1 protein-coding gene is annotated in these 318 nt (G+C 39.0%); it reads left to right on the forward strand.

Annotation, left to right across the window (positions count from 1 at the left end; all coding sequences use genetic code 11):
• A partial coding sequence (locus tag AA088_RS17365; protein ID WP_046746314.1) for a T9SS type B sorting domain-containing protein occupies positions 1-318 on the forward strand: 318 nt, incomplete at both ends.

Raw genomic sequence — 318 nt, forward strand, 5'->3', positions numbered from 1 at the left:
AAGAGATACTAATGGATGTGGAGAATTGGTACGTACCTTTGGATTGATTGACTACATGCGCTTCTTTACCCCAAATGGAGATGAGTATCACCCAACGTGGAATATCATTGGACTAAGCAATCAGCCGAGTGCAAAGATTTATATCTTTGATAGATATGGAAAACTACTCAAGCAGATCAGTCCTGCGGGACAAGGTTGGGATGGAACCTTTAATGGAACACCAATGCCATCAAATGATTACTGGTTTAGAGTGGAATACATCGATCCTTTTGATGGAACACCAAAAGAATTCATCAATCATTTTACATTGAAGAGATA

Origin of the sequence: Kordia zhangzhouensis (genome assembly GCF_001005305.1) — a bacterium.
GTDB classification, from domain to species: domain Bacteria; phylum Bacteroidota; class Bacteroidia; order Flavobacteriales; family Flavobacteriaceae; genus Kordia; species Kordia zhangzhouensis.